Source organism: Marinomonas sp. PE14-40 (genome assembly GCF_051623805.1).
Taxonomy (GTDB): domain Bacteria; phylum Pseudomonadota; class Gammaproteobacteria; order Pseudomonadales; family Marinomonadaceae; genus Marinomonas.
On record NZ_CP130700.1, the window covers coordinates 2,644,954 to 2,665,198 of the forward strand.

Consider the following 20,245-nt stretch of genomic DNA (forward strand, 5'->3'; position numbering starts at 1 on the left):
AAAGTAATTTTGCTTACTTATCAACCGCCACCAATAAACCTCCAGCTGATAAGCCCTTCGCAGAGCAGCCTAACTAAATTTTAAAACTGGTTAACTATCTAACCGCGATTTATTAACCCCCTAGAAGGGACATCGCTGATTGTGGTCTTTGATTTGCTTGCGACAAAATAGTCGTACTAGCTTGTTGCAGAATTTGATTACTTGTCATAGTCGCAGTTTCTTCCGCGAAGTCAGCATCACGAATTCGGGAACGCGCACCTTCAACATTCTCTTTAATGTTACCCAAGTTACTAATGGTAGAAGAGAACCGGTTTTGCACCGCACCCAACTCAGCACGCTTAGTATCAACCGCGGCAATCATACTACCTAACATTTCGATCATACTTTGTGCGTTGGCAACAGAAGATACAGAAGCTGTTAGAGATGAAATAATGGTTGTACCTGCAGCAGTCGATAAGCCCTGTACGTTAAAACCACCCGCAGCAGAAATATCAACACTGTTGTTAGTACCTCCACTTGCAAGTGAGAAGCTAATTGTTTGGCTTGCGTCAGCACCGACTTGGAAACTACCAGAAGCATAGCTACCATCAAGCAAGTTTTGTCCACCGAAGGTTGTCGTATCAGCAACACGGTCAATCTCTGTCGCTAGCTGAGCAATCTCTTGCTGAATAGCCAAACGATCATCATCAGTGTTGGAACCGTTGGCAGACTGAATTGCCAAGGTACGCATACGTTGCAACATGTTAGTTGTTTCGTCCATCGCACCTTCAGCAGTTTGCGCCAAGGAAATACCATCGTTTGCATTTCGCATCGCCTGGTTTAGACCATTTGTCTGAGATGTTAAACGGTTCGAGATTTGAAGACCCGCGGCATCATCTGCTGCGCTGTTGATTCGTTGACCAGAAGCCAAACGCTCGAAAGATTTATCTAACACGTCACCAGAATTACCTAATTGACGCTGAGCGTATAATGACGTTGTATTAGTATTTACATAAAGTGCCATTGTTTTCTCTCCTAAAACAAGATTTTCACTCAACAACCATTAGTGTTATTTAATTATTTGGTTGCTTGCTTGATACAATAGTTATCGACGTCATGAAAACTTACTTTAATTTTTTTTATAACTTTTTTTACTTTGATTTTTTAATTTATTTTGAAGATATAACTTATCGATCGAATATATAAAACCTTTAGCTTTTTATTTGATTTTTTTTAAAAAAAAGTAAATAAACTCAATAAAATCAATGATTTGGGCTTTAATTTATTTTACAAAACGACTCCAAACCATAATAAAAAAAGAATTAAAAATTATATTAACAACTACTTATTTAAATAAGAAAATAAAGAATTGAATTAACAAATTAGAGAATTAGAGAATTAGAGAATTAGAGAATTAGAGAATTAGAGAATTAGAGAATTAGAGAATTAGAGAATTAGAGAATTAGAGAAGATTATACAAATAAATAATCTTCCATTTTTATATCAATTAATTGTGCATCAACAATTCTTTTAATAGAGACATCACCTGCGGTGACTTCTAAATCAATATCTTGTGGTGCCATACTTGTTTTTTGCTTAGCTAAATAAATCTGTCGAATAAGTTTTGGGGTTAATGCTTTACTTAAAGTTAATACAAAACCAATACGTCCGTTCGACAATTCAACGCAGGTACCAATTGGAATTCGACCAACACACTGCACAAAGCGCTTAGTTAAATCCGCATCAAACGCAAGGCCGGCCTCATCCGTTATTATCTTACAAGCTTGCGCAGGACTCATAGGGCTCTTATGTGACTGAGTCGAAGTCATCGCATCATAAGCGTCAATAATGGCGGCCATTTTGCCATAAACTGAGATTTCCTCGCCAATTTTTCCTTCAGGATAACCAGTACCATCAATTTTCTCATGATGATCCTCAAGCATTTGATACACAATTTTCACCAGCCAGTCAGACGCCTTCACAGCCCGTAAACCAAAACTAATATGCTTTTTAAACATCTCAAATTCTGACTCGGATAGCTTTCCAGCCTTGTTTACCATAGGCCCAGGTAACTTGAAGCGGCCAAAATCAAACAACAACCCCCCAAGAGCAATTGCTTTGACATAAGCTTCAGACATTTTTAAGCTTTTTGCAAAGTGTATTGCCAGAACACTACAACCAATAAGATGCTTTACTAGATAAGTATCAGGTGAGCGTACAAATCTAACACACAAAAGTGCACTAGGGTTTCTATCGTAAGACGCAATGAGTCGATCAATCAGCTCAACCAAAACCTCTTCCTCAAATGCCTTACCTTGCTTAAAAGGCATCTCTTGAGATAAGACAATGGCCATAGCCTCATCATATAACGGCAAAGCATCTTTTATTTCATCGGCAACATTGACTGCCTTTGTTTTTTTAACAGCTCTTGCTATTAATGACCTTTGCCTTAATGAAAGTGTTGCTTCTGCTTTTTTAACGGGTGCTTCTAGCTCATCTGAGCGAGTAACTACATCCACTTCTTTAATTGGCTTAGCATCATGCTCTTCACCATTTTCTTTTAAACGCCCTTCTTTAAAATCTAAGATATAATCGCGGGTGTAGTCATTAAGAATATTTCGGAAGTATTTAAAAGCGCTTTGACCTTTTTCATAACGGGTTCTGACATCACGGGAATCATAGCGCCCATCAAGCTTACGTAAACTTTTTACAGATTTGCCAACCGCGACAGATAAGCAAACTTCCAACAACCTCTCTTGAGCATCATAAAGTCGATCTTTTGGGTTGGCGATAATATTCTTATCGTAGAAATACGGATCATAAGAAAGCAGACCCGAAGCAAGAGCAGGTTTAACAAAATCTAAAACCATCTGTCTTTTTACAATAGCAACTATTCTGTGTTTACTTCCCTGTTGCTTGGCAATTTTTTTGACTTTTGATGAGTAGCTTACTTCAGTTTTAAGCCCTAAAATTTCGATAATTTTATCGATATCAAAGTAGCTAAAGCTAATATCTACGCCAAATAAATACTCAACATCAAATTTTTTCATAAGGCACTATTTCTTTCTTACATGGTATCAAACAAAGATAAATTAGATAATCGATTAAAGAGTTTTTGAGAAGAACTAATCGCTGCCTCTTCTTGCGCTAACTCAGAAGCCGCTTCTGCGATATCCAAACCCGCTATCTCATCTTGGGCCACACGGTTAGAAATTGACTTCATCTCGCCATAAGAACCAACTTGAGTGATAGTATTCAGGTTAGCACCGACTTCAGAGCGAGCAGTGTCAACAGAGTTCATGGTGTTTCGCAAACTTACGGTTGCATCGCGCAAGGCACTTTTTCTCTCATAGAAATCTGTCTCTGAGTCTAACAATACCTTGAGCGTTTTATTCATCTCATTAAGTATATTGTCACGCTCTGGCTTATCAAAAGTGACAACACCAGTCGTACCAGCAGCACCTTCAAGTGTTAGCTGCATACCAAATAAGTTAATAGGTCGTCCTGATTCAAACCCACCACTAGCCACCACTTCGCCAACAGAGTTAGTTAAAGTAAAAGTATCTCCAATACCTGCTCCGGCGCCCGGTACAGTAGCAAAAACAAAAACATTTTGAGTCGAATCGACCGCACTGTAGTTTTTCTGTAAAAAGTCATCATAAACAGTTTGATCTTTTATTTCTGTTCGTACACTCGCTTCACCCGCTAATTGTGTATAGGTAAAATTATTACGAGTCCAAACATCTTCGAAAACTGTTTTCCCTGAATCTGCGCCTGTTACTGTGACATTATCTGATATTTGTAACTTTTTACGACCCTCATCACCTTCAAATTCATAACGGCCATCTGGCTTTAACTCAAAAGCAGAGCGTGTTGATTCGTGTCCAGAAAAGATATGGTTACCATCAGAGTCTGTTGAGTTCATCAAATCTGCCGCCGCTAAAGTCAGCATTTGCAACTCTTCAGAAATAGCGCCTAAATCTTGATCTCCGTATGCACCATTCTCAGCTTGAATCAGCAGTATGTTCGCTCTATTAAATAGATCTGTAAGGCCATCCAGCACAACCTCTTCATATTCAAGGCTATTTTTTGCCATCACTGCATTTTCAGAGTACTGATCTAGTAATAAGTTCACCGCTTCATAGCGCATCACTTGAGCCGCACCAACAGGGTCATCGCTGGCTGTCATAATGTCGGTATTTTCAGAAATACGTCTTTGGGTCTGCAAATACCTTTCATTCGACTTAGTTAAGTCGGTTAACGATTGGTTATAGATAAAATTATTTGAAACTCGCATATCATTTACCTAATCGAATTTAAAAGGGTTTGGAAGCTTTTTTCAGCAGCAGAAATTACTTGAGATGAAGCAGCATATGAATTTTGATAACGTATCAAGTTAACTGCCTCCTCATCCAAACTCACTGCTGACACCTCATCACGACGAGCAACACTCTGCTCCATCATGACTTCGCTTGATTCCATATTTGTTTTAGCCGTATTGGTTAAATTACCGACTCTTGCCACGGTTGAAGTATAGGCATCAGCAAAACTTTGAGCGCCACCTACTAAAGCCTTATTTTGCAAATCTGCTATGGCACGACCATTGTAGTTATCATGTCGACCAGACTGATTGAAAGAAATAGTAAAGACATCACCTGCAGCAGGTTTAGTGGATAAAGAGACATCATAACCCGACTCATCTAACCCAGCCTGAGCCAATAAGTCTGTATAGTTTTCTGCATCCGTTACCTGAGCCAGAATCAAACCGTCTTGATCTAATACATCAAAACTTGTTTCACTGGTAAATCGAATACCTTGAGGTGCAAATCGATAAAGCTCGCCATCAGCACTAAAAGCAGACGTATCGGCATCCGTATTAAAAACAGATGAAATAGAAATCTTAGCGTCAGATAAATTATCAGCACTTCGCTCTACTTGTATTGGCGCATTCATCGCTAAATCATCACCACTAGTTGATGCTAAAGAAATATTCGCTGCAGCCAAACTCGTAGGCGCAAATTGAAAAGTATCACCTGGCCTAAAACCAACTTTCACATCTTCTTGTAATCTCAGCTGTAAGCCCACACCAGGTATTGAAAAATAGCCATCTGACGTTTTCTCCATTTGGTCTAAATCAAAAAACTTTGCGGGCGATGTAGAAGCACCCGAAACATCATAGCTTCTCAATTCAAAAGCATTATTTGATGTCATGATGAGCTCATAGGTATCGGTTGAAAGCTCTGAGGCCTTACCTTCTTCAACTCGAACATCAACTTCATGAATTAGACTTGAGTTTTTACCACTTTGACTAACTGTAATGTCAGCAAGGTCAAAAATACGTTTACCGTAATCGCCATTGGCATCAAGACCTAAACGGTTCTGCTGATTAACACTATCGGAAATGACAATGGCCTGTTGCCCTAACTGCCTATCAAGCTCTTCTAAAAAATCAGCTCGATAATTCATTAAGCCACCAATCGAGCCACCTAAATCAGTTGTATCTATTCCTAGTTCGTAATCTTCAAAATCCAAAACCAATTCATAAGTTGTGGAGTCATACTCACTAGGGGAGAGACTAAGTTTATTGACGCTAGTTTGCAGTACTAAAGGCTGTCCACCTCCAAGCTGCAATTCCATCAAATCATTTTCATCAAAGCTAATTTTGATATCGAGATATTCACTGATTTGTCGTGCTATATCCTCTTGAGTATCCCTAAGCTCGTTTGCCTTTGAACCACCAACCGTTTCTTGAACAAGGATCTTGCCATTAAGATCAGCAATCTGATTGGCGTATTCATTGATAATATCAATATTCGAGGTTAACTGCTCATTCACTAATGAGGTTTGATCTTGAGAAAAGCTTGCAAGCTCATTGAAATGACTCACTAGGTTCTTCAAATCGGTATAGGCGATTTTTCGAGTCCCCGTATTTGTAGGGTCACTGTTCACCGATTGTAAAGAATCAAAAGTATTATTCAGGTAAGTATTTAGAGAGGTCGCCTTATCAGAAAAAATTTCATCGGCAATTGCGCCTTGCTGATAGTAGCTATCAAAATAATTGTAATTTGAGGTATCACTTCTTAATTGGGTATTAACAAACTCATCAACAACACGCTTGGTCGAACCAACTTCAACACCACCATTTTGTTGCGTCGATAAACTCGTGGTTTGTCGGTTATAACCTTCTGTATTGACGTTGGCAGTGTTTTGACCGGTTGTCACAATCTGGGCAGAGCTTGCCAACACACCAGATAAGCCAATCGAATATAGGTCGCCAGCCATTTTAATACCCCTAAGTCAGAACAATACGAAAACTAAACAGCTTTCATTTATTTAATATATCGACTTAGGATGCAAAAACTTGACCAAATTTGAGGATATGAGAAAAAAACCGCTAGAGAGACTCTAACCACTCGCTTTTAGCGATACCTTGAATTTTTTCACTGTAGTTAGGGTCGGTAGCATAACCTCCTTGCTGCAAATTTGCGGCAAAGCTTGCCACATCATCTCCGGCAGAAAGGGCACCTTTATACCTATCACTTGTGGTGAGAAAGTCAGCATAATCATCAAAGCTATGAGCGAATGATTGATAAGCCCTAAAAGGAGCGACCTGTTTTTTTGCAACGCCATCTTCATACTCTAAGGTTGTCACCACAGCTCTTTCACCTTGCCACCTCGCATCAGCTTTAATACCAAAAAGGTTATAGCTGGCGCCACCGTCTTGCTTAGCAATGGGGTATTTCCCCCAGCCTGTTTCCAATGCTGCTTGCGCTAAAATAGCCTTTGGATTCACTCCTAACTTTTCAGCCGCAGCTTGTGCATGTGGCCAAAGCGTTTTTATAAATTCTTGAGGAGACTTAAAAGTAACCTGTTCAGCCGTTTGGCTTGCTTGGCCTACTTGATTGCTATTTAAATCCAGTTGTAAGGTTTTAACAATTTTGGCGAGATCGATATCTTCATCGCTAGCGGCAGCTTGCGCTTGTGAAATAAGATCTTGAGAAGCATTTTTAGCAAGTACTTGAATACGAGCTAGATCTTGGGTTGCCACTTGATTTAGGAAAGCGGTTTCAGAACCAGGCCTAGCACCGGTTGCAGCCCCTTGCCCTTGAAACTGTCGAATAAGGGCATCCGCAATCCCCATTCCACCAGCTTTAGACATGGACTGAGCCATTTGAGAATCTAGCATTTCTTGATATTGCTTTGATTCATTACTAGAGAATAAATCAGAACCAATGGTTTCATTCGCTTGACGCATATTCTTGAGCATCATATTAATAAAGATAGACTCAAACTCTTGCGCAACTTTCTTTAATGCCGCTTCTGGATCTTGTTTCGCACTCGTTTTTAACTTTGCCAAGGCAGTAAAATCGGCATAAAACTCATTCGAATTAACTTTATTCATATCAAGATCCAAGCAAACAGCATAATTATGACCCTATCATAAATAAATTTTCACTCTTAGATAACCACCAAATCAGCATTAATTGCACCAGCTTGCTTTAGGCCCTCGAGAATTGCCATCACATCACCGGGAGCTGCACCTACCTGATTAACAGCACGAACAATATCGTTCAACGAGGCGCCAGGGCCAAATAAAAACATATGTCCGCTACCTTCATTTACAGCAATCTCTTCTCTAGGGGCATAAATCGTTTCACCTCCAGTAAGAGGTTCTCCTTGAACGGGTTGAGCCGCTTGCGCCTTAATTGTCACGGTGAGGCTACCATGAGTAACTGCAGCCGGAGAAACTTTAACATGCTGACCAATAATAATGGTGCCGGTGCGGGAGTTAATCACTATCTTAGCCCGCTCCTCACCAAGCTCTACTTCTAGATTTTCCAATATGGATAAAAAGGTTACTCTTTGGCTAGGATCTCTTGGAGCTGATACTCTGATTGACGTAGCATCTAAAGTCTTAGCGACGCCAGGCCCAAGTAAAGCATTAATGCTGTCAGACACTTGTTTTGCAGTCGTGAAGTCAGGACGATTCAAATTAAACGTCAGAGTATCTCCACGATTAAAGCTATTAGGTACCGTTCTCTCGACACTGGCACCATTAGGAATACGACCAACGGTTGGAATATTTAAAGAGGTTCTGGAACCGTCATTACCTTGACTACCCAAACCACCAACGACCAAGTTCCCTTGTGCTATCGCATAAACTTGCCCATCAGCACCTTTAAGAGTCGATAACAATAAGGTTCCGCCCTGAAGACTACTGGCACTACCAATAGAGGAGGCTGTGATATCAATTTTTTGGCCGGGCTTAGAAAAAGGCGGCAAAGTTGCCGTCAAAGACACTGCAGCGACATTCTGAGAGTTAGCGTTAACTCCCTCAGGCATAACAATACCAAACTGAGCTAACATGCCAGTGAAACTTTGATCCGTAAAGTTACTATTGTCACCCGTTCCATTAAGACCAATAACCAAACCATAGCCAAACAGTTGGTTATCACGCACCCCTTCAACAGATGAAATATCTTTTAGTCGATCAGCATTAGCCGCTATCGAAATAAAAAAAGCACATATTAATAAGCAATATTTCATTGTTAATAATCCAACAAGTTCTAAATTAATTCGGTACGACACCACGATTCAAGAGGCGAGTTACCCAACCCTGCTCACTACCAGATGCAATTTCACCAGAACCTGAATAAGTAATACGAGCATCAGCAACACGCGATGAGTCTATTGTGTTATTCGGCTTAATATCTTGCTTACGAATAATACCGGTCAAGCGTATATACTCATCACCACGATTTAGTGTTACCCACTTTTCACCACGTACAGCCAAAATGCCATTAGGATAGACATCATACACAGTCACAGTAATAGTACCATTCAAACTATTACTCTGATTCGCTCCAGCACTACCAGCAAAGTTAGTACCACCGTCTGGCAATACTGAGTCAATATTCACCTCTGTACCAACTACTCTTGGGTTTTGCACTTGTGCTGATGATGACTTAGTTAAAGATGCATCATTCGATTTACTTGAACTGGTCGTCTCACTTAAATTAATGGTTAAAATATCACCCACTCGAGTAGCCGTTTGACTCCCGAAGAAGACATCTCCCATACCCACTTTATAAATACCGCCATTTACATTTTGCGAAGGCTGGGCTTCATATTTAATGACAGGCGCATAATAGGGATCATCAGATCTTGGTCCATAGTTCATATCAGGCGCATTAAATGGATCACTCTCTTCAGGCACATAAGCATGCTCAGGTGCAGGCTCGAAGACTTTTTCCGACTCCTCTTCAATCACTTCTTCTACAGGAGCACTCTCTTCAGTAGCAACCTCTTCTGCAACGGGTTCTTCAACTACTTCTTCTGCCGTTTCTTCTGGCTCCCAAGAGGCACAACCTGTAAGAAAAAGGACTAATAAAAGCGTAAACCGGACCATAGCCATATCAATAAACCTAAAGCTGCTGAATAACGAAACTCATCATGCCATCTGCTGCTGAGACAACTTTCGAGTTCATTTCATAACCACGTTGAGCGGTAATCAAATTAACCAATTCTTCTACTGAATTGACGTTCGATGTTTCCACCATATTTTGTCTAACATTACCCAAGGCTGAGGTACCAGGCACATCAACAATAGGTGCACCACTGGCCGCCGTTTCAACAAACAAGTTTTGACCAATTGAAGACAAACCTTCAGGGTTAATGAAGCCAGCTAAAGTTAGTTGACCGACACCCTCACTGTCTGCAGAACCTTGTCTGACAATAGACACAGTACCGTCGTCACCTATGGTAACTGAGGAAGCATCTTGTGGAATGGTTACTTGAGGCTCAACCAAGAAACCAGAAGATGTTACCAAACTACCTTCTGAATTCAATTGAAATTGGCCATCTCGGGTATACCCCATGTTGCCATCTGGCATTAAAATTTGGAAAAAACCTTGCCCTTGAATAGCAACATCTAAATCTCTGTCTGTGACATTGTAATCACCTTCAGCGAAATTCTTTTGAGTTGCCGAAACCCTAACACCAGCACCCATTTGCAGGCCAGAAGGCAATTGTGTATTTTGAGATTGTAAGCCACCTGGCTGTTGTACTGTGTGATAAAGCAAATCTTCAAATACTGCTCTATCTTTCTTGAAGCCTGTTGTAGAGACGTTTGCTAAGTTGTTTGAAATAACAGACAACTGCTTATCCATTGCAGAAAGACCTGTTTTACTTACCCATAATGCTGGATGCATATTAAACTCTCTTAAAAAATTCGATACTTATTATAAAAATACAATTATGCGTTTCGCTGCAAAATACGCGCCGATGCATTACCGTTGTTACGCACCGTATCCATTACCTTGATATTCATTTCAAATTGACGAGAAAGCCCCATAATCTTAGTCAGTTCTTCAACCGCACTCACATTGCTACTTTCTAAAAAGCCAGATTTAAGTTCGGTATTAAAATCTTGCTCCAGTGGCGCACCACTTCTCGCTCTCAATAAACCATCAGGGCCTTTTTCAATAAGTTGAGTATCTGGGTTAACCAATTTAATCTGCCCAATAGTCGCAACTTCTGCAGCAGTTCCACCTTCAGGAATAATAGAAATAGTGCCATCTTCACCGATAGATATTTTATCGATAGGCGGCAAAAAGATCGGCCCTCTCGCTCCCATGATAGGCAAACCGCTGCCATTAACTAACTGCCCATTAGCGGTAATTTGTAAATCTCCTGAACGCGTATAAGCCTCACCGCCTTGCGCATCAAGCACAGCAATAAAGCCGCTATTTTTCATAGCAACATCAAGAGATCTATCAGTTTGAATTAAAGCACCGGACTCATAACGAGTGGCTGGATTTTCTGTCATAGAATAGACACGACTTGCATAGTGATCACCATACACAGGCATAGCACGAGCTTGCTCAAAGTCAGCTCGAAATCCGGTTGTATTTACATTTGCAAGGTTATTGGCACGAATGGTCTGGGCTTGCATAATCTGCTTACCACCACTCATTGCTAGATATAGGGCTCTATCCATTCTATGCACTCCAAATAAAAAGACTACACTTAGCATTCAAACATCATGCCAAGTATAGCCTGCCCCTTTATTTGGTCATTATCTGACAGAGGGTATCAGATAACTTTATTCACTAGATTACCTCAGATTAATGATCGTCTGAGTCACCGTATTTTCAGTTTCTAAGGTTTTAGAGTTTGCTTGATAGTTTCGCTGCGCTTCAATCAAGGCAACTAATTCAGAGGTTAGATCGACGTTAGATTCCTCTAAGGCGCCACCTTGAATACTACCCAAGGTCCCCGTATTTGGCTTACCTACGTTAGCTTGGCCCGAGTCAGAACTTGCCACCCAAGAAGTATCACCCGACGGCGTCAATCCATCAGTATTATCAAAAGTTGCCAATGCAATCTGACCTAATATAGAAGTTTGTTGGTTAGTATAAGTCGCAATCAAATACCCCTCTTCATCAAAAGAAACACCCTGTAACTCACCTGCGGTAAAACCATCTTGCACAAAAACATCACTACTATTTAATGCAAACTGAGTAGACCCATTCAAATCAAGGGGAATAGTCGCCGCTCGGTTTGTTGGGTCAAATCCAGAAATCTCTAATGTAATTGGCTGAGTCACGGCAAAAGGCGGAAAACCTTGCGCCACCCCAGAGATATTACCTGCCGTATCAAAAGTCACCACAACATCATCTGGAATATATGAAGTGAGATCCCCTGTTACTGGATCTTCATATTGTGTTTTACCATCAACGGTTACCACCATCTCATAGGTGTTATTTTCACCTTGTTTAATGAAGTAATAACCAAGAGTATGCTCTTCACCTAAACCATCATATAACGTTTTGGTATTACCATAGGTATAAGTAGAAGGATCTGATGGATCAAAAGCTTCACGCGCAACACTGATCGGCTGAACCACGTTAGCTGCTAACATGGTATCCGCTATAGCTACACCATTAAGCGTACCTGTAATGGCAAAAGGTGTTTGCGCCAAGCTTGTTACACTCGCCGTATCCGGCTGACCTGCCCCCATATATAGAAGCTGAAATGGATCTTCATTAATACCATCAAGGTTAAGGTCTTTACCTTCTTCCGGGCCATTGAAAGTAGCATATTGATCTACCATCCAAGCTGCACCCGTATCATCAGTTGCAGCCCCATCAACGCTTGCATGCACCTGATAAGTATTAGGCAATTCAGACTTAGCATAATAATAAGTAATAATATGGTTGGCGCCAGCAGCATCCGTTATTGTCTGAGTCTGAGTAAAATCGTATGTCTCAGGATCATTCGGGTCAAAATCAGCCTCAATATAAGGAGGAACATCCTTTGACTCAGAGTCAAGGTTAACCTGAATTTCAACATTACTAGTCGCTTGAGGTGCAATCCTATCTGTTGGTACTTGAAGGTTTTCTAAATTACCGCCAACAATACCATCAACAGCATTGTAACCTTCTACATTGGCACCATCATTAGTAACAAGATAACCCTCTGCATCAAGCTTGAAATCACCAGCTCTGGTATATGCCTGAGTACCACCCAGGTTCAAGACAAAGAACCCTGTACCATCAACAGCCAAATCCAAGTTGTTATCTGTGTAAGCAATGTTACCAGCAGAGAAAGCCTGTGCGATGTTATTAACACTCACACCAGAGCCAATTGTGTTATTACTACCTGCACCTACAACACTGGTATTGTACAAGTCACCAAATTCTATTCGAGACTGCTTAAAACCCGTTGTATCCGAGTTGGCAATATTGTCACCGGTGACACTTAACGCATCGGCAGACGCTTTAATACCAGATAATGCTGTATTGAAACCCATAACCCTCTCACTTAGCCAACTATATCAAGCTCTTCAGTTAATCCAATTTTACCTACCCCTGATACATTCAATTCCGTACCATTCGGGCCACTAATTGTTACACCCTCAATCTTGGCTGGAAGCCGAGTCATTAAAGATGTTTTTACACCCTCTCCATCAATAGAGAGCGCTTTAAAATTATATTCTCCTGCTGCTAACGCATTTCCTTCATTATCTTTTCCATCCCAAACAAATGACTCTTCATGCACACTCATATCACGCACTATGTCACCCTCTGCATTTCGGATTTCCAATGTCGTCGACAATGACACCTCAGGAATATTCATTTTCACTGGCACATCACCACCTTCATCCAAGGTAGCGACGTTTGTATTCGCCATGATTTTTTGACCCACTAGCGTCGATGCAGAAATAGCCTGACTAGAGGTTAATGCACTTGTCATAGATTCTAATTGAGTCGAAATAGTTGATAGCTCTTCAAGCGAGCTCATTTCGGCAATCTGAGATACCATTTTGTTAGTATCTTGTGGTGCCGTGGGGTCTTGTGCTTTTAATTGCTCAATATAGAGCGTCATAAAAACATCTGTGTCAGTTAACGCTTTAGAATCTTCCTTCGCCTCAACATCGACACCCGCCTTAACTTTGGCGTTATCTGTACCGTACTGGGAAATCAGTCCACTTAAGCTAGCATCAAAATCTGCCATAAACTACCTCTACGCCTGCCCAAGAGTTAGCATTTTCTGCATCATACTCTTAGCAGAATTCATCACTTCAACGTTAGTCTGAAATGACCTAGACGCGGACATCATATCAGCCATTTCTTCTACTGGGTTCACATTAGAATAGTAGACATAGCCAGTCTCATTTGCCATTGGATGGTCAGGTTCATATCTCGGCTGCAAAGGAGCATCAGATTCAACAATCCCTTTTACCTCAACCCCAACACCTGCTCCAAACTCATCATTTGAAACTTCATTCCAACCATAACCACGCATAGATTCTTGCATCATGGTTGAAAAAACAGGTTTACGTGCTCGATAGGTTTGATCTTCCGAACTTGAAACCGTTTCAGCATTGGCAATGTTACTCGCTACCGTATTTAAACGAATGGTTTGAGCACTCATTGCCGAGCCAGAAATCGCAAAGATATTATTAAGTGACATTCTTATAAGCCTCCATTAAGGGCTTTCTTCATCGAACTAATTTTTCGATCAAGGAACATAAAACTGGTATCAAACTGCAAAGAGTTCTGAGCAAATTCAGCTTGCTCTCGTTGCAAGTCCACGGTATTCCCATCCAAAGAAGGTTGAGACGCTACACGGTACGATAAATCTTCGTCTTCACGAATCGAACTTGAGGCCAAATCAAAATGCTTAGAATTAGTTGATCGCATTTTCATAGCATCACCCTGAACTCGAGACATAGCTGATGAAAAGCTAATATCACGTGCCTTAAAATTAGGGGTATCTGCGTTAGCAATATTATTCGCAAGAACAGCTGCACGATCACTTCGAAATTTCAAAAATTTATCATGACCTGCAAAAGCACTATCAAACGAAATCGCCATTTATGAGCCTCTTTTATTCATTCAATTCATAGAGTCTCTTGATAAAGCAATTATGATGCCAATTCAGAAAGACACTCAAACCCAATAGAAACGCTTACACTTCTATTACTTTTTAGTTTGAACGGCAAAAAGCGGCAACAAAGTGGAGGACGAAATGCGGCAAGCAAGCCTATAAAGCGATTCGACCCTTTTTCATAAAAAATAGGCATAAAAAAAGCCAGTTATCGAAATAACTGGCTTTCAAATTTTCAACACCAAGCTAACTCAGGCTTTTACTATTTAACCCGATAAACAATCCCTGGATGACACTGAACTATTTCAAACATATCAGACAAACCACTTAACGCCTCTGAACCACCCAAGAAAAGGTAGCCACCAGGATTAAGGGCTTTATGCATTCTTGTCAGAATATCTAATTTCAAATCAGCAGAAAAATAGATCAATACGTTTCGACAAAAGATCACATCAAATTTACCTAAAGCGGTATAGCTCTCAATTAAATTTAAATATCTAAAGTCAACACGACTACTTATTGCAGATTTGATTTTCCAAGAACCATTTTCTTGCTTATCAAAGTATTTCTTTTGTCTATCAACAGCGAGCCCACGAGCAATAGCAAGGTGATCATATTCAGCCTGCTTAGCGTGAGCCAATATATTCGTACATATATCTGTCGCTATAATTTTCTCACCAGACCTTAACACACCAGGATTAGAAGCTTTAAACTCATCAATAACCATACTGATAGAATAAGCTTCTTGGCCTGTTGATGCCGCCGCCGACCAGATTCTCAACGCTGACTTTCCCTTTTCGGGAAGTATTCGGTCTTTTAAAATATTAAATGGATGAGCGTCACGAAACCACAAAGTTTCATTTGTCGTCATTGCATTTATTACTTCTTCTTTTAACTTAGCACTACCGAATCTCTTTAATGCCTCAACCAATTGTTCGAGCTTAGTAAAGCCCTCTCGCTCCAACAATTTCCCCAAACGGCTCGCGACAAGATATTGCTTATTATCACTAAGCAAAATGCCACAGGCTTGTTCTAGGTAATTGCGAAAATGTTCATACCCCTGAGGAGTTATGGCATTTGTACTACTCAGCATCTAGCCCCCGACACCATGTCCTTCCAATAAAATTAATAGCACTAAAGATTATTCCTTTAGCCATTAATTTGCTTCAATTTGCTTCTCAATTGCTTCAATCGCAATTTTAGCTAATTCATCCGGCTGGAATTTTGCTAAGAATCCATCTGCGCCCACTTTCTTAACCATCGCTTCATTAAATACACCACTTAATGAAGTATGTAATAGAATGAAAAGTTCTTTCAGTCGACTATCATTTCTGATTTCAGTTGTGAGGGTATAGCCATCCATTTCAGGCATCTCAATATCAGAAATAATCATGGAGAATTCTTTAGTAACATCACCACCGTCGTCTGCCATATTTCTTAGGAAGTCGATTGCTTCTCGACCATCACACAAAACGGTTGTAGCAAAGCCAACATCTTCCATACAACGCTTAATTTGTTTACGTGCAACACTTGAGTCGTCAACAATTAAGATATGATGTTTTACAGCTTCTGTTTGGAATTCTTCACTAACAATACCCGTTGAAATATTTTGTTTTGTTGGGGCAACTTCAGAAAGAATTTGCTCAACATCAATAATTTCAACCATTTCTTTTTCTACCTGGCAAACAGCCGTTAGGTAGTTATCGTTGGATAGTCCTTTTGGTGGCGGCTGAATATCACTCCAGTTCATGTTAACAATACGCTCAACACCTTTAACCAAAAAGCCCTGAATTCTGCGATTATATTCAGTAATAATGACAAAGCATTGATCAATATTTTCAATCGGGCTGTCTCCAGTCGCCAAACCAAGATCAAGAATGGGAATAGTTCCACCTCGAATGTGCGCTACACCACGAACAACTGGGCTACTGTGAGGCATGCTGGTCAACTTAGGACACTGAAGAACTTCCTTTACTTTAAAAACATTGATTCCATACACTTGCTTTCCATTCAAGCGAAATAGCAATAACTCAAGGCGGTTCTCCCCAACTAACTGGGTACGCTGATTAACGCTTTCGAGAACTCCGGCCATAAATGCCTCCTACTTGTGATGACACGATTTGAGATTAAACTCTTAAATAGAATATATCGTCCAATGATAGAGTGAATTCTGTTATTTTACTAATCCCTTTAACACCCACTTTTAAATTTTTATGGAAATAACTGCTCTATGAAGCAATACAAGTTAATTTCAATCATATTCGCGTTGCTGTGTAGTAATGTTTTTGCCGCAACAACAGAAGAACAAATTAACTATTTTATAAAAAATATCGAGTTACCTAGATTAGCGTCTAGCTACCCGAATGCAGAAATCATTATTAACTTAGAAAACAGAGGCGGGTTAAATTACCTTCCCGCGTGTGACCAAGCAATATCAGTTGAAAACCAAAGAATAAACTCAAAAAAAAGAACAACTTACGCCATTTCCTGTCAAAATCCAGAATGGAAGTCATTTATCCCAGTATCACAAAAAATCCTGGTAGAAGCGATCAAAGCAATCGCACCAATAAGAAGAAAGCAAACAATTGACGCAAGCAATACTGTCTTAGGTAAAGTTGATTTAACGCAAGTTAGAGGTCAGGTTTATTCACCAGAAAAACCACCTTACGGCCTCATTGCAAAACGTAACATAAATATAAATACCTTTATAACCAAAGAATTAACAGAGCTCCCTATTATTGTTAAACGAGGTCAAAACGTACTTATTTCGGCTCAAAGTGGATTAATTAATGTCAAAATGAATGGCGTTGCTGCTGAAAACGGTACCTTAGGACAACAAATAAAAGTTAAAAACGTAAGTTCTGGTCGTTTTGTGTACGGTAAAGTTGTCTCTGAAGGCGAGATTCGAGTAAACTATTAGGAAATCAGTGAAGAGATTAAAATAACTTTGTATTTATTCATTAAATACCTAAAGTTATAGGTCAATATGCCGATTAAAATGTTAGGCAGGTAAAAAGTTTTAGGCAAAAACTTAGAGGCGAAACAAAATGGCATTTAATATCAATGGGTATGGCAATCAACCCAGCGTAACAAAGAATGATAGATTACAAAAATCTAACGACGAACAAGAATCAAGCAAATCTGTTCAAGCAGAGAAAAGCGGCACACTCACTGATGATACAGTGAAACTAAGTGGTGCAGCACAATCAATGCAAAGTCATCAAACTAAAATTAATAGTATGCCAGATATGGACATGGCTAAGGTCGAGCAAATTAAACTAGCGATCTCCTCAGGTCAATATAAAGTTGATTCAGAGAAGTTGGCGAGCAATATGGTTGCCATGGACTCAATGTTTTAGAGCTAAGACAAACTAATTACCATGCTGCCTCTCATCCCTGTACTTAAACGAAATTTAGAATTATTAAATATTCTTCTCGATCTTTTGACACAAGAAAGAATTGCTTTCGGCTCTTTAAATACAGCTCGCATCCAAGAAATATCTGAAGCTAAACAGTCTGCCATTGACGAATTAGATTCACTTGGAGAAAAACAGCACAAGATCCTCTGTAAATTTGGGGTCATTAACCCAAGGAAACCTGAACCAGGTACATTTAAAAACTGGTTATCTCAACAGTCTCCCGATGATGAAACCCGCCTTCTAGTTGAAGAATGCGAAGAACTACTTGTCCAATGTAAAGGCAAAAACTTTGCCAACGAAAGAGTATTAAGTTCTGTACGTCGTCGTAATCAAGCCATGCTTGAAATCCTTAAAGGCCAAAACAAGAAACACAGAGTCTATACTGCAACAGGTGATAGCCGACCTATCAGCAGCAAACATATCATTGGAAGCGCCTAATTAAGTGTTTATAATCAATGACTAATAATTGAAATAAACACAAATTTAAGGTATAAAATATCCCATATACGAAGTCCTCATAGGTAAACAGGATATACCTGCCGCCTCCTAAGCGGCTATTCCAGGTTCGAGTCCTGGTGAGGACACCATCTCTAATTTATTTCTCCCCAATTAAACCCAACCTTTTCACTTTCTTTACAATTCACTGAACTTTTTATATACCAGAATGTCCTAACTGAAGTTATTAAATTTCTCTGGATAAGCTAATGATAGAAATGCTCATTAACTGGACTCAAAACCCAGCCTTACTCTTTATTGGCATCATTCTTATGTCATACCTACTAGAAGATGCCGCCATCATAAGTGCCGCTCTTTTAGGTGTAGAAGGTAGTCTTTCATACACTGCAGGCTTGATATCTATTTTCATTGGAATCGCCAGTGGTGATTTAATTCTTTACTACTTAGGCAAATCCAGCCACAAGGTTCAGTGGGCAAAAAAGAGACTAGAATCAAAGACAGGCATAGAAATTAGTAAACGCCTACAAAGGACTGCATTTTGGTCAATTTTTATTATTCGCTTCATTCCAGGTTTAAGAAGTATTAGCTACTTAGCCTGTGGCGCATTAAAAGTCGACCTCAGAGTCTTTTTCCTTTCTGTCATGAGCGCCACTGCGCTATGGTGTATCTTTATCTACAGCGCTATTTTCTTCATTGGTGATGCCCTTTGGCTAACTGATTCAGCTTGGCGTTGGGCACTTGCCCCAGTTCTACTTTTGATTATTTATTTTGCTAATAGACAAGTTAGCCAGGCCATCACTAAGGAGCCTTCAGTTTGAAAACACACAGCATCCCATTACCAAAAGGTATTAATGAAGGTATGCCTCCTCTTGAGGTGAGCGATAACATCACCTCATTTTTTGAGTTTTGGCCAGCATGGGCCATGTACACACCCGTCATCATTCAGTGGTTATTATTAAGTGCAAGATACAGAAGCCTGAGCCTCCCACTTATTGCTAATCCAAGCATTCCACTATCTGGCATGGTTGGTGAATCTAAATCTGACATTCTAGACTTAGCATCAGAGGCGTCGTCAAAATCAATCTGCCAATTCACCACTTACCATAGAGGCGAGGCGAACACGGCTGAAGCTGATGCGAGTCAAGCTTTAGAGAAATACTATCAAAAAGGCCTTTCCCTTCCTCTGGTTGCCAAACCAGACTTAGGCTGTCGTGGGGCAGGTGTCAGGCTAATTAATCAAGAAGAACAACTAGTGGATTATCTTAAGGCTTTTCCACTGGGTGCTAAGCTACTCTTACAAGAGAGATCACAATACCAAGCTGAAGCGGGTATTTTTTATATTCGTTACCCAGGTCAAAGGCAAGGCAAGATCATTTCTATCACCTTGAAATATACGCCTTGGGTAATCGGTGATGGCGTAAGTACCTTAAAGCAATTAATCATGGCAGATAAAAGAGCAGGAAAGCTATCTCACATCTATCTAGATCGTCATGCAGACAAACTAGAGACAGTATTAGCCAAAGATGAAGCCTTCCGCCTCGCTTTTGCAGGTAGCCATAGCCGCGGCAGTATATTTCGCAATGGCAACGAATATATAACCGATGCTTTGACACAATCGTTAGACACTTTCTTTGATGGTGTTCCTGGTTATCACTTTGGTCGCTTAGATCTCAAATTTAAAAACATTGATGATCTTATGGCAGGTAAGAACTACCAAATTTTAGAGATGAATGGAGCAAGTAGTGAAGCTACTCACATTTGGGATAGCCGAACTAGCCTCAGAGAAGCATTCCAAACTTTATTAAAACAGTACCAAATTTTATTTAAAATCGGTTATTTGCAACGTAAAGAAGGTCATAAGCCCCCTTCTCTTTTAGAACTTTATAAAGCTTGGCAAGAAGAAAAACGTTGGGTTAAAGACTATCCTTCAACCGACTAGCCCAATGAAAGCAAACAAGTAATAACAAAGATACTTAGCTGCATAATTAATTTGAGAC

The 20,245-nt window shown here is 40.0% G+C and carries 20 protein-coding genes and 1 tRNA gene; 6 read left to right on the forward strand and 15 right to left on the reverse strand.

The genetic code is table 11. The features are described from left to right. Positions 1–112 precede the first annotated feature (112 nt). The 15 genes from Q0A08_RS12200 to Q0A08_RS12270 form a co-directional block, all read right to left on the reverse strand. Complete coding sequence (locus Q0A08_RS12200; RefSeq protein ID WP_438461815.1) at positions 113–1,003, reverse strand: flagellin; 891 nt, start codon at positions 1,001–1,003, stop codon at positions 113–115. Positions 1,004–1,451: 448 nt separating this feature from the next. After that, a complete protein-coding gene (locus Q0A08_RS12205; RefSeq protein ID WP_438461816.1) occupies positions 1,452–3,029 on the reverse strand; it encodes an HD-GYP domain-containing protein in 1,578 nt (525 codons plus the stop codon). Positions 3,030–3,046: 17 nt separating this feature from the next. After that, entirely contained in the window at positions 3,047–4,276 is a 1,230-nt protein-coding gene (gene flgL / locus Q0A08_RS12210; protein ID WP_438461818.1) for a flagellar hook-associated protein FlgL, read from the reverse strand. A gap of 5 nt (positions 4,277–4,281) precedes the next feature. Next, positions 4,282–6,261 carry a flagellar hook-associated protein FlgK gene (gene flgK / locus Q0A08_RS12215; RefSeq protein WP_438461819.1) on the reverse strand — a complete coding sequence of 660 codons (1,980 nt, stop codon included), beginning with the start codon at positions 6,259–6,261 and terminating at the stop codon, positions 4,282–4,284. Between the two features lie 112 nt (positions 6,262–6,373). Further along, complete coding sequence (flgJ, locus tag Q0A08_RS12220) at positions 6,374–7,381, reverse strand: flagellar assembly peptidoglycan hydrolase FlgJ (RefSeq protein WP_438461820.1); 1,008 nt, start codon at positions 7,379–7,381, stop codon at positions 6,374–6,376. Positions 7,382–7,437: 56 nt separating this feature from the next. After that, positions 7,438–8,526 carry a flagellar basal body P-ring protein FlgI gene (locus Q0A08_RS12225; protein ID WP_438461822.1) on the reverse strand — a complete coding sequence of 363 codons (1,089 nt, stop codon included), beginning with the start codon at positions 8,524–8,526 and terminating at the stop codon, positions 7,438–7,440. A 25-nt stretch (positions 8,527–8,551) separates the two neighbouring features. Further along, positions 8,552–9,394: a flagellar basal body L-ring protein FlgH gene (locus tag Q0A08_RS12230; protein WP_438461823.1), complete on the reverse strand. Its 843-nt coding sequence runs from the start codon at positions 9,392–9,394 to the stop codon at positions 8,552–8,554. Between the two features lie 10 nt (positions 9,395–9,404). After that, the gene (gene flgG, locus Q0A08_RS12235; protein WP_438461824.1) at positions 9,405–10,190 is read right to left on the reverse strand and encodes a flagellar basal-body rod protein FlgG; all 786 of its coding nucleotides are present in this window, start codon (positions 10,188–10,190) and stop codon (positions 9,405–9,407) included. 44 nt (positions 10,191–10,234) lie between these two features. Next, a complete protein-coding gene (locus Q0A08_RS12240; protein WP_438461825.1) occupies positions 10,235–10,978 on the reverse strand; it encodes a flagellar basal body rod protein FlgF in 744 nt (247 codons plus the stop codon). Positions 10,979–11,095: 117 nt separating this feature from the next. Beyond that, entirely contained in the window at positions 11,096–12,793 is a 1,698-nt protein-coding gene (locus Q0A08_RS12245; protein WP_438461826.1) for a flagellar hook-basal body complex protein, read from the reverse strand. Between the two features lie 11 nt (positions 12,794–12,804). After that, complete coding sequence (locus tag Q0A08_RS12250; protein WP_438461827.1) at positions 12,805–13,497, reverse strand: flagellar hook assembly protein FlgD; 693 nt, start codon at positions 13,495–13,497, stop codon at positions 12,805–12,807. 9 nt (positions 13,498–13,506) lie between these two features. Next, positions 13,507–13,956 (reverse strand): flagellar basal body rod protein FlgC, encoded by a 450-nt coding sequence (gene flgC / locus Q0A08_RS12255; protein WP_438461828.1) that lies wholly within the window; start codon positions 13,954–13,956, stop codon positions 13,507–13,509. 2 nt (positions 13,957–13,958) lie between these two features. Further along, a complete protein-coding gene (gene flgB / locus Q0A08_RS12260; RefSeq protein ID WP_438461829.1) occupies positions 13,959–14,360 on the reverse strand; it encodes a flagellar basal body rod protein FlgB in 402 nt (133 codons plus the stop codon). A gap of 275 nt (positions 14,361–14,635) precedes the next feature. Next, entirely contained in the window at positions 14,636–15,466 is an 831-nt protein-coding gene (locus Q0A08_RS12265) for a CheR family methyltransferase (protein WP_438461830.1), read from the reverse strand. 63 nt (positions 15,467–15,529) lie between these two features. After that, positions 15,530–16,465 (reverse strand): chemotaxis protein CheV, encoded by a 936-nt coding sequence (locus Q0A08_RS12270; RefSeq protein ID WP_438461831.1) that lies wholly within the window; start codon positions 16,463–16,465, stop codon positions 15,530–15,532. 138 nt (positions 16,466–16,603) lie between these two features. On the opposite strand from Q0A08_RS12270, the gene flgA reads away from it, so the two are divergent. The 6 genes from flgA to Q0A08_RS12300 all read left to right on the forward strand — a co-directional run bounded on the left by flgA (position 16,604) and on the right by Q0A08_RS12300 (position 20,187). Further along, positions 16,604–17,293, forward strand: coding sequence for a flagellar basal body P-ring formation chaperone FlgA (gene flgA / locus Q0A08_RS12275; protein ID WP_438461833.1), 690 nt, complete (start codon positions 16,604–16,606; stop codon positions 17,291–17,293). Positions 17,294–17,420: 127 nt separating this feature from the next. Next, positions 17,421–17,732 (forward strand): flagellar biosynthesis anti-sigma factor FlgM, encoded by a 312-nt coding sequence (gene flgM, locus Q0A08_RS12280; protein ID WP_438461834.1) that lies wholly within the window; start codon positions 17,421–17,423, stop codon positions 17,730–17,732. A gap of 21 nt (positions 17,733–17,753) precedes the next feature. Further along, positions 17,754–18,230, forward strand: coding sequence for a flagellar export chaperone FlgN (gene flgN, locus Q0A08_RS12285; RefSeq protein ID WP_438461836.1), 477 nt, complete (start codon positions 17,754–17,756; stop codon positions 18,228–18,230). A gap of 73 nt (positions 18,231–18,303) precedes the next feature. Continuing rightward, positions 18,304–18,379 (forward strand) — tRNA-Arg (locus Q0A08_RS12290). A gap of 117 nt (positions 18,380–18,496) precedes the next feature. Then, on the forward strand, positions 18,497–19,066 hold the full coding sequence (locus Q0A08_RS12295) for a DedA family protein (RefSeq protein WP_438461837.1): 570 nt from the start codon (positions 18,497–18,499) through the stop codon (positions 19,064–19,066). Further along, on the forward strand, positions 19,063–20,187 hold the full coding sequence (locus Q0A08_RS12300) for a D-alanine--D-alanine ligase (protein ID WP_438461838.1): 1,125 nt from the start codon (positions 19,063–19,065) through the stop codon (positions 20,185–20,187). The genes Q0A08_RS12295 and Q0A08_RS12300 overlap by 4 nt, the downstream gene beginning before the upstream one ends. The last annotated feature ends 58 nt before the right edge of the window (positions 20,188–20,245 follow it).

Excerpts from the sequence above, each read along its gene's own strand:
- Q0A08_RS12200 (WP_438461815.1), bottom strand. The coding sequence starts at position 1,003 with ATGGCACTTTATGTAAATACTAATACAACGTCATTATACGCTCAGCGT.
- Q0A08_RS12205 (WP_438461816.1), bottom strand. The coding sequence starts at position 3,029 with ATGAAAAAATTTGATGTTGAGTATTTATTTGGCGTAGATATTAGCTTT.
- flgL (WP_438461818.1), bottom strand. The coding sequence starts at position 4,276 with ATGCGAGTTTCAAATAATTTTATCTATAACCAATCGTTAACCGACTTA.
- flgK (WP_438461819.1), bottom strand. The coding sequence starts at position 6,261 with ATGGCTGGCGACCTATATTCGATTGGCTTATCTGGTGTGTTGGCAAGC.
- flgJ (WP_438461820.1), bottom strand. The coding sequence starts at position 7,381 with ATGAATAAAGTTAATTCGAATGAGTTTTATGCCGATTTTACTGCCTTG.
- Q0A08_RS12225 (WP_438461822.1), bottom strand. The coding sequence starts at position 8,526 with ATGAAATATTGCTTATTAATATGTGCTTTTTTTATTTCGATAGCGGCT.
- Q0A08_RS12230 (WP_438461823.1), bottom strand. The coding sequence starts at position 9,394 with ATGGCTATGGTCCGGTTTACGCTTTTATTAGTCCTTTTTCTTACAGGT.
- flgG (WP_438461824.1), bottom strand. The coding sequence starts at position 10,190 with ATGCATCCAGCATTATGGGTAAGTAAAACAGGTCTTTCTGCAATGGAT.
- Q0A08_RS12240 (WP_438461825.1), bottom strand. The coding sequence starts at position 10,978 with ATGGATAGAGCCCTATATCTAGCAATGAGTGGTGGTAAGCAGATTATG.
- Q0A08_RS12245 (WP_438461826.1), bottom strand. The coding sequence starts at position 12,793 with ATGGGTTTCAATACAGCATTATCTGGTATTAAAGCGTCTGCCGATGCG.
- Q0A08_RS12250 (WP_438461827.1), bottom strand. The coding sequence starts at position 13,497 with ATGGCAGATTTTGATGCTAGCTTAAGTGGACTGATTTCCCAGTACGGT.
- flgC (WP_438461828.1), bottom strand. The coding sequence starts at position 13,956 with ATGTCACTTAATAATATCTTTGCGATTTCTGGCTCGGCAATGAGTGCT.
- flgB (WP_438461829.1), bottom strand. The coding sequence starts at position 14,360 with ATGGCGATTTCGTTTGATAGTGCTTTTGCAGGTCATGATAAATTTTTG.
- Q0A08_RS12265 (WP_438461830.1), bottom strand. The coding sequence starts at position 15,466 with ATGCTGAGTAGTACAAATGCCATAACTCCTCAGGGGTATGAACATTTT.
- Q0A08_RS12270 (WP_438461831.1), bottom strand. The coding sequence starts at position 16,465 with ATGGCCGGAGTTCTCGAAAGCGTTAATCAGCGTACCCAGTTAGTTGGG.
- flgA (WP_438461833.1), top strand. The coding sequence starts at position 16,604 with ATGAAGCAATACAAGTTAATTTCAATCATATTCGCGTTGCTGTGTAGT.
- flgM (WP_438461834.1), top strand. The coding sequence starts at position 17,421 with ATGGCATTTAATATCAATGGGTATGGCAATCAACCCAGCGTAACAAAG.
- flgN (WP_438461836.1), top strand. The coding sequence starts at position 17,754 with ATGCTGCCTCTCATCCCTGTACTTAAACGAAATTTAGAATTATTAAAT.
- Q0A08_RS12295 (WP_438461837.1), top strand. The coding sequence starts at position 18,497 with ATGATAGAAATGCTCATTAACTGGACTCAAAACCCAGCCTTACTCTTT.